Source organism: Streptosporangium sp. NPDC002524, assembly GCF_040295985.1.
Classification (GTDB): Bacteria; Actinomycetota; Actinomycetes; order Streptosporangiales; family Streptosporangiaceae; genus Streptosporangium.
The window spans coordinates 1-8,410 of the sequence record NZ_JBEOWK010000062.1 but is presented as its reverse complement, the minus strand read 5'-3'; the positions used below and the strand labels follow the sequence as shown (position 1 = coordinate 8,410).

General features: G+C 68.0%; 4 protein-coding genes and 1 rRNA gene. 2 read left to right on the top strand and 3 right to left on the bottom strand.

Annotated features, from left to right (window positions below; translation table 11 throughout):
- Positions 1-396: 396 nt before the first annotated feature.
- The gene (locus tag ABT053_RS43110; RefSeq protein ID WP_350977955.1) at positions 397-3,741 is read right to left on the bottom strand and encodes a PQQ-dependent sugar dehydrogenase; all 3,345 of its coding nucleotides are present in this window, start codon (positions 3,739-3,741) and stop codon (positions 397-399) included.
- A 234-nt stretch (positions 3,742-3,975) separates the two neighbouring features.
- Positions 3,976-4,716 carry a sugar phosphate isomerase/epimerase family protein gene (locus ABT053_RS43105; protein WP_350977957.1) on the bottom strand — a complete coding sequence of 247 codons (741 nt, stop codon included), beginning with the start codon at positions 4,714-4,716 and terminating at the stop codon, positions 3,976-3,978.
- Between the two features lie 1,233 nt (positions 4,717-5,949).
- Here ABT053_RS43105 and ABT053_RS43100 point away from each other — a divergent pair.
- Both ABT053_RS43100 and ABT053_RS43095 read left to right on the top strand, forming a co-directional pair.
- On the top strand, positions 5,950-6,924 hold the full coding sequence (locus ABT053_RS43100) for a serine hydrolase domain-containing protein (RefSeq protein WP_350977954.1): 975 nt from the start codon (positions 5,950-5,952) through the stop codon (positions 6,922-6,924).
- 323 nt (positions 6,925-7,247) lie between these two features.
- The gene (locus ABT053_RS43095) at positions 7,248-8,054 is read left to right on the top strand and encodes an NmrA family NAD(P)-binding protein (protein WP_350977953.1); all 807 of its coding nucleotides are present in this window, start codon (positions 7,248-7,250) and stop codon (positions 8,052-8,054) included.
- Positions 8,055-8,327: 273 nt separating this feature from the next.
- Here ABT053_RS43095 and rrf read toward each other — a convergent pair.
- Positions 8,328-8,410 (bottom strand): 5S ribosomal RNA (gene rrf, locus ABT053_RS43090); the annotation flags it as partial.

Genomic DNA, 8,410 nt, shown 5'->3' with positions numbered 1-8,410 from the left:
GAGCGCGTTCCACTCCTGATCGGTCAGCTCATGACGACGAATCACCCGCCAATGATCCCGCAGAACCTAGATCACTTTGAAGACACGGCCTAGGCTCCGGGATCGGCCGGCACCAGACCTACCCCCGGCTCCGGGATCCGCCGGTACACAGACGTACCACCCCGGCTCCGGGATCGGCCGACACACGGACCTACCCCCGGCTCCGGGATCGGCCGGCATACAGACGTACCACCTCGACTCCGGGACCCCGGTCCCGGAGCCGGGGTGGCCACGAGTCTCCCGGCACACTACCGGGTCCCGGAAAACGAGCGCGGGGGGAGAGCCTGTCAGGCTCTCCCCCCGCGTCGTCAGCGCGTCGCCGTCAACGTGGCGGCATCAGCGCGTCGGGCGTCGGCGTTATCCGGCGTCCGGAGCGCTGAACTGCGCGATCAGGGCGTTGGCGTCACGCAGGAACGTGGCCTTCACCGCCGCGTTGGAGACGATCTTCGGGTCGTTGACCGCTTCGACGAAGCGCTCAAGCTTCTTGACGATCTTCTTCTTGTCGCGTTCGCGACCCTTGTCCTCGGACACCATGACCTTGGAGATCTTGTCCTGGAGCTTCGCGGCGCCGGAGGCCGACAGCTGCCCGGCCGCCTCGAAGAGGTCGATGAGCTTCTCCACGTCGGCGACAGAGGTCGTGACCTCGAACGCGACCGTCTGCTTCGTGACGTTACCCGCCTTGTCCTTCGCGGTGACGGTCAGCGTGTTCGCGCCGAGCGCCAGCTTCCACAGGGCGAGCGGCTCGCCGGAGACCACCTGCAGGTCTCCGATGGCCGCCGTCACGCTCGCCACCCCCGACGTCGCGTCGGCCGCCGAGAAGACGGGCGTGACGGACGCGGAGTCACCGTACTTGCCGGGCTCCACCCCGCTCAGGGTCAGGACGGGAGCGGCCTTGTCGATCTTCGCGGTGACGGTGCCGACCTGCGAGACGTTGCCCGCGTTGTCGGTCGCCCGGTAGCGGACGGTGGCCGTCCCGTCGGCGGTCAGGGTGACCGGGTTGTTGGCGTTCAGCCAGGTCGTGCCGCCGTCGAGCGAGTACTGGCGGCTCGACACCGTGCCGTTGTCGGTCGCGGTGACCGTCAGCGTGACGTTGCCGGTGTACCAGCCGTTCTCCCCGCCCGGCGCGGCCGGGGCGAGCGTGGCCGACACGGTCGGGGGCGTCTCGTCGGAGACACCGTCGCCCTGGAAGGTGAACCCGTCGACCTCCACGCCGCCGGTCGAGGTGACGTAGAGCTTGCCGCTACCGGTCGGGGCGCCGGTGAGCGAGGTGTCCACGGTCTGCCAGCCGGAGCCGGCGGGCACGGTGACGGTGGCGAACGGCTCCGCCGTCTCCGAACCCCAGCGCAGGGACAGCGTCCCCGCCCCGGAGGCGCGGGTCTTCACGCCGGTGACACCGGCGAAGTTCACCGGGTCGTACGCGATCCAGTCACCCGCGTCGAACGACGTGATCTTCGCCAGGCCGGACGCGCTCTCGTCCTCCACCTTGGTGACGCCGCTGTTCGCGTCCGAGTGCTCGGCCTGCAGCTCCTTGGGGTTGAGGATGAGCGTGGCGTCGCCGAGCGCCCCGGGGATGTCACCGGCGCCGTTGTCCCGGTAGCTCACGACGACGACGCCGAAGATGTTCTCGGTCTCGCCGTGCTCGGGGGCGTCGGCCGGTGTCGGCCAGGCGCCCGAGCATCCCGAACCGAGGGTCTCGGGGTGCGCGTGCGCGTCGTGGCCGAGGCCGAAGGTCCACTGCACCCGGCTGCACACCGGGTTGTCGCCGTCCTCCTTGTCGGAGACCTTGATCTGGAACGGCACCGAGTCGCCCCAGTTGAAGAAGGCGCCGTTGCCCGGTGTCTGGATGCTTACCTCGGGCGCGGTGTTGCCCACGGTGATCTCGGTCGAGGTGAGCCCGAACTTGCCCTGCGCGTCGGTCACGCGGAGCCTGGCGGAGTACTGGCCGAGAGCCGGGTAGGTGTGCGAGGCCGTCACGCCGGTGGCGTCGAAGGTCCCGTTGCCGTCGAAGTCCCACTCGTAGGTCAGCGCGCCCGGCTCGGCGTCGGTGGACGTCTCCGCGCTGAACGCGACGGTGAGCGGCGCGGCGCTGCCCGACACCGGCTTGGCGACGATCTTCGCCTGCGGCGTCTTGTTCCCCTCGGCGTAGTCGATGCGGTACAGGCCCGCGTCGGGGTTGGCGCGGAAGAAGCCGTCGCCGTAGTCGAGCACGTACAGCGACCCGTCGGGACCGAACTCCATGTCCATCGGGCTGTCGGTGATCGGCATCGCCGCCGTGGTCAGCGCGTCGTTGGGCAGGAAGTGCTCCAGCTTGGTCACCGGCCCGTCCGACCCCGTGACGGTGAACGCCGCGAGGTAGTCCTGGGAGAACTCGCCGTAGAAGAACTTCTTGTCCCAGTACGCCGGGAACTTCGTCGTCGACGGGTTCGCCGCGTCGTAGTTGTAGACCGGGCCGCCCATCGGCCCCTGGCCGCCCGCCGACTCGAAGTCGGTGAGCCCGGCCCACTCCGCTGGCTGGTGGGTGGCGTTGTCACCGTAGTAGAGGTCCGCGGGGGTCGCGGCCGGCAGCTTGTCGACGCCGGTGTTCCAGCGGGAGGTGTTCGCCGGCCCGCCCGCGCAGTCGAACCACGCGCGCGGCGTCGAGGTCGCGAAGTTCCAGTCGTTGTAGTTGAAGTTGTCGCCGGTGCAGTAGGGCCAGCCGCTGTTCATCGGCTTGGTGAGGGGGGTGACGTTCCACTCGACGTAGCCCAGGGGGCCGCGGGCGGGGTCGGGTGCGCCGGCGTCGGGGCCGTAGTCGCCCCAGGAGAGCGTGCCGGTCGCGTCGTCGACGTCGATCCGGAAGGCGTTCCGCACGCCCGTCACGAAGATCTCGGGGCGCGTCTTGGCCGTTCCCGGCGGGAACAGGTTGCCGGCCGGGACGGTGTAGGTGCCGTCCTCCCGCACCGTGATCCGCAGGATCTTGCCGCGCAGGTCGTTGCTGTTGCCCGCGCCGCGCCGCGCGTCGAGCCCGGGGTTCATCCCGGGGGCGTCGTTGTTGGGCGCCATGCCGTTGGCCCCGGGCGTGCCCGCCGGGGTGTTGTCACCGGTGACGAGGTAGAGGTTGCCCGCGGCGTCCCAGTCCACGTCGCCCGCGACGTGGCAGCACTGCCCGCGCTGCGTCTCGACCTTGATGATGACCTGCTCGGTGGAGAGGTCCAGCGCGTCACCGGTCCACTTGAACCGCGACAGCTGGTTGTAGCCCTTCCACTGGTTCCAGTACGACTCGTCCGCGCCCGCGGGCAGCGAGTTGGGCGCCGAACCGGTGGGGGTCGTCTGCGGGTACGGCGCCGTCATCGTCCTCGGCGCGTAGTAGACGTAGACCCACTTGTTCTCGGCGAAGTCCGGGTCGATCGCGATCGTCTGGAGACCGTCCTCGGAGTTCGCGTAGACGGGGATCGTGTTGATGACCTTGGTGAGGCCGGTGGCGCCGTCGGTCAGCCGGATGTCGCCGTTACGGGCGGTGTGCAGCACCCGCTTGTCGGGCAGCACCGCCAGGTCGATCGGCTCGCCAACGTTCTTGGTCAGCGTGATCTTCTCGTAGTTCGACCAGTCCGTGGGGGCGTCCACGACGTTGGCCTGGGCTTGTACGGGGGCGGTGCCGGGCACCACCAGGGGCAACAGCAGGGCGGCCAGTGCTCCACCGAGCATGGCGCGGGTACGCTTCAACTTCCTGAGCCTCTTCTTCAGGGGGGTGTCAGGACAGGGCGGGTCGCCACGCGTGCCGCGGCAACGGCTTCGATCACGTGGCGATCCGCCGAACCCGTCTCCGGGTTTTTTCCGGGTGCTCTTCTAGAGGATTCTTCGGGGTTCTTCTTCGAGGGGATCTTCTTCGGGGTTATTCGGGGTTATTCGGGGTTCTTCGAGGGGGTTCTGGGGGTCGCCCCGTCGTCCGCCGGGTTGTCAGCGGCGGCGGCGCAGGGCGGCGAGGTTCTTGTGGCTGAGGTCGGCGTACTGCAGCGAGCGGCCCGGCTCCTCGGCTCCTCCGGGCGCGTTGTCCTGCTCGTACATCGGGTTGTGGCGCCTCTCGACGTCCAGCTTGGAGAAGAAGCCGCGGTAGTCGATGTCACCGGTGCCGAACGGCACCATGTCGTAGCCGTTGCCGGTGGCCGCGTTGGACTTCCCGTCCTTGGCGTGGAACAGCGGGAACCGCTTCTCGTTCCGCCGTACGAGCTTCAGCGGGTCGAAGACGTCGGTCCGGGTGGAGCCGTTGCGCGCGGTGTACGTACGGAACCTGTACCGCGCCACGTGCGCCCAGAAGATGTCCATCTCGAGGTAGACGTGCCTGCGGTCGGTGACGTCGAGGAAGTACTCCAGCTTCCGGACGCCCGACGAGCGGGTGGGCCGGCCGAGCTCGTCGAGCGGGCCCGTGTCGAGGAGGAAGCCGTACGCCGCGTCGTGGTTGTGCGTGTACAGCTTGAGCCCGGCGGCCGAGGCGATCGACCCCAGACCGTTCCATTTCTGGGCGGCGAGGTCCCAGTCCGCCTTGTAGGCGCTGCCGGTCGGGTCTCCGCCGGGAGGAACTGGCGGCGGTTCAGCCCGAGCCTGCGGCGCAGCGCGCCCGCGACCTCGTCGATCTCTTCTTCGTGTGCGCTCATGCTTTCCTGCCTTCGTGTGGGCGGACGGGACTCCGTGATCTCCGATGCCTCGGCCGGGTGGCCTCGGATTCCCTTCCGCCGCAGGCAGGCGGCCTCGTCCGGCGGGTCACCTCGTCGAGGAGATCCGCCCGCGAAGACCGCCGGCCGACTCACTGCGCCCTCTTGATGTTGTGCAGAGAACTTGGCGTGGAAGTTACGCGTCTTCTGCCATTTTTGGAAGAACTTTTGCCATGATCAATTGAACTTTCTACGATCAGCGACCGAAGTCACCCCGGCGTACGGCCCCGTCCACCGGGTCCCCGGGTACCCCCGAACGAGGGATCTTGCCTGATGGGGCGGGGTGACCACCCTCCAGAGCGTCGCAATAGACTTGGTTTGTAACGATATGAGCAGTTAAGGCTTCCGGACGGCCTTCCTCGGCCTCCGCACCGGGTCAGACCTGCGGGCTCGACGACCGACGGGCGAGCCACCCCGCCACGAACCGTCACGGAGCCCATCCGGGGGGTACTTTGGTTGAGAAACCTAAAACTTTCGCTCATAATCGGCAGAAGCGTCGGGCGACACGTCGGGGCGGGTCCGGGGCGAGTTCGGGCAGATAACGCGTCGAATGGACGGCACATCGAGCGACGAATCACGTGGATGACACACCGGTCGACGCATCGGTCGACGTATCAAGCGGACGTAGAGCGGACGTATCGAGCGGAGGGCACATCAGGGGCATATCAGCGACGCATCGGGCGACCCGAGGCCGCCGAGCATCTCACCCACCGGCAAGCCCGGAACATCCCGGCATCCCACCGACCGACAAGCCCTGGACATCCCGGCATCCCACCGACTGGTGAGGCCGAAGCAGCCGGTCGGCCCCGGACCTTCACCCACGGACCTTCACCCGAGGACCGGGCCTCAACCAGGCGGGCTTCCCCATTCGCCACGCCGCCTTGTAGCGTCTTGACATCCTTCCCGCCCGGAGGCGGAGGTTTCCGCGCTCAAGGAGAAGCATGATCCCGGCGAGGAACACGAGGAACGAGAAGGGAAACGCCGGATGCGCGCGGCCGGACTCGGAGCCATCTCGCTGATGATCGCATTGACCGCCTGCACCCCGGCTCCCAGCGCCACCCCGCCGCCCCCTCCCCAGGTCTCTTCCCCGGCCTCCCCTTCGGGGGCCTCTCCCTCGGCCTCTTCCCCACGGACGAGCCCCGCGCCCGCGTCTCCTTCATCCGGTGAGCGGCCAGAGCCCTCCAGGACACCGGGCCCGGCCGGCTCGGCCTCCGCCCTCCAGGTGATCGCGGACGACCTGGTGGTGGCGGCCGGATCCCCGGGAGCCGTCATACACGTCCGCGACGACGGAAAGGTCCAGGAGGTCGCCGCCGGGTTCGCCGACCCGGCGACGCGCACCCCGATGCGGGTCGACCACCGCTTCCGAATCGCGAGCATCACCAAGACGTTCACCGCGGCGATCACGCTCCAGCTGGTACGCGAGCGACGGCTGGCCCTTCGCGACACGCTTGGCAAGCTGCTCCCCGGCGTCCTTCCCGGGGCCGACCGGGTCACCGTGGAACAACTGCTCAACCACACCAGCGGGATACCGGACTATCTCACCGACTCCCGCTTCACGGACGCCATCGTCGACGGCGGCATGTACACGCGCGACTGGCCCCCGAGAGAACTGCTCGACTACGGCGGCAAGCCGGGAAAGAGCGGGGTGAACCGCTACTCCAACGGCAACTTCATCCTTCTCGGCCTCATCATCGAGAAGGTCACCGGTCGGAGTTACGCGGAGGTGCTCCGCGAGCGCGTCACCGAGCCCCTGAACCTGCGCGACACCGAATTACCGCAGGACCTACGACCCTCCCGGCTCGCCACGGGCAGGCAGGGAGACGGTCCCGGGGCGACGGTCGTGAACTCCTCGATCTTCTGGTCCGCGGGCGGGCTGGTGTCGACCGCGGGGGATGTGGGCGCCTTCTACGAGGCACTGTTCGGCGGGAAGCCGGCCGTGTCCGGCGGTGAACCCGCCAAGAAGCCGACGCCGAAGCGATTACCCGAGGGGAACGCGCTGAAGCGCGCGGACGGCCTGGGCGTCTTCGCCGACAGGCTGCCCTGCGGCACCCGGGTGTGGAACCACTCCGGGATGATCTACGGATACTCGGGGATCGCGATGAGCAGCGAGGACGGCCGACGCCAGGTGGTGGTCCAGCTCAACTCCCCGGCGGCCGGGCAGGCGATCGCGGCGGCCGGAAGACTCATGTGCCGATGAGCCGCCTGACGGCTGTACAGATCCCTCTCGGGAACTTCCCAAGAGAACCCTGCCATGTCAGAAACCCCGGGAAACCCAGCCCTCGGGGAAACACCGAACTGAGCGTATGCGCGACCGCCCTGCTGGAGACCATGGCTACGCTGCCCGCCCATCTCAGCGCTTCCTGACTGGGACCAAGGCAGCGAGATGGTCCGCCACCACGAGTTCTCCATCGCCGTCGGCGGACACGCCGGTAGTCGGGCGGACTTCTTGACCTCAAGTGCGATTGAGTTCCTAGGCTCGTCGGCGACTCATCCAAACAAGCCGACCTAAGGAACTCGACTGTGACGACCTTGGTGACAGGTGCCACCGGAAACACCGGCCGGCACGTTGTGGCAGAACTGGTCCGCCGAGGGGAGCGGGTTCGGGCCCTGACGCGAGACCCGGCGGCGAACGCGGGAAGATTTCCGGCCGAGGTGGAGCTGGTGGCCGGTACGCACAACACACCGGAGAAGCTGGAGGACGCACTCCACGGTGTCAGCCGGCTGCACATCACGGTGACAGCGGGGCTGGCCGAGGTCGGGCCCGAGCTGGTCCAGCGAGCGGTCAGCGCGGGTGTTCAGCGCATCACCGTGCTGTGGGGCGGCTGGGTGGGCCCGGTCGAGCAGGCGGTGGCGGACTCAGGCGTGGAGTGGACACGCCTGGAAGCACAGGAGTTCATGTCCAACACGTTGACCTGGGCCGAATCGATCCGAGCCGAGGGAGTGGTCCGAGAACCGTACGACTTTCCCAGCGCGCTGGTGCACGAGGCAGACATCGCGGCCGTGGCAGCCGTCGCACTACTCGACGACGGCCACGCGGGGCAGTCCTACAACCTCACCGGACCTGAAGCGCTGACCCCAAGTGAGCGAATCGCGATCCTGTCCCGGGCTGTCCGCCGCGACATCGCCTTCGAGCCGATAACGCACGAACAGGCGATCGACAGGTTGACGGCCACCGGCGTTTCCCGGGCGGACGCCGAGTATGTCATTGGCTGGTACGCCAAGCCCAGTGATTCCTCCACGACCGTCGACAACACGGTCGCACGGGTGACCGGCCGTCCGGCACGTACGTTCGCACAGTGGGTGGACGAGCACGCAGACCGTTTCTAGGCCGAGGGATCTCTATCGGCCGAAGCACCCACTCCGGCCGATCTCCCTGGTTGAGGGGTATGGGTTTCCGCGTTCCTGCAACGTGAGGTGACACGGAAACCCATACCCTCGCCAGGCCGGCTGCCGTCAGCAACAGATCAATGTGTTGCGACGACCGCCGGAAAGCGCAAGTGGAGGCCGTGGAGGCCCCTGCCTCGTCTGTCTTGTCTGTCTCGTCACAGCACACAACAACGAAGGCCCCCACCGAAACGGTGGGGGCCCTCATGAATGATTGTCCGGCGGTGACCTACTCTCCCACACCGTCCCCGGTGCAGTACCATCGGCGCTGAAGAGCTTAACTTCCGGGTTCGGAATGT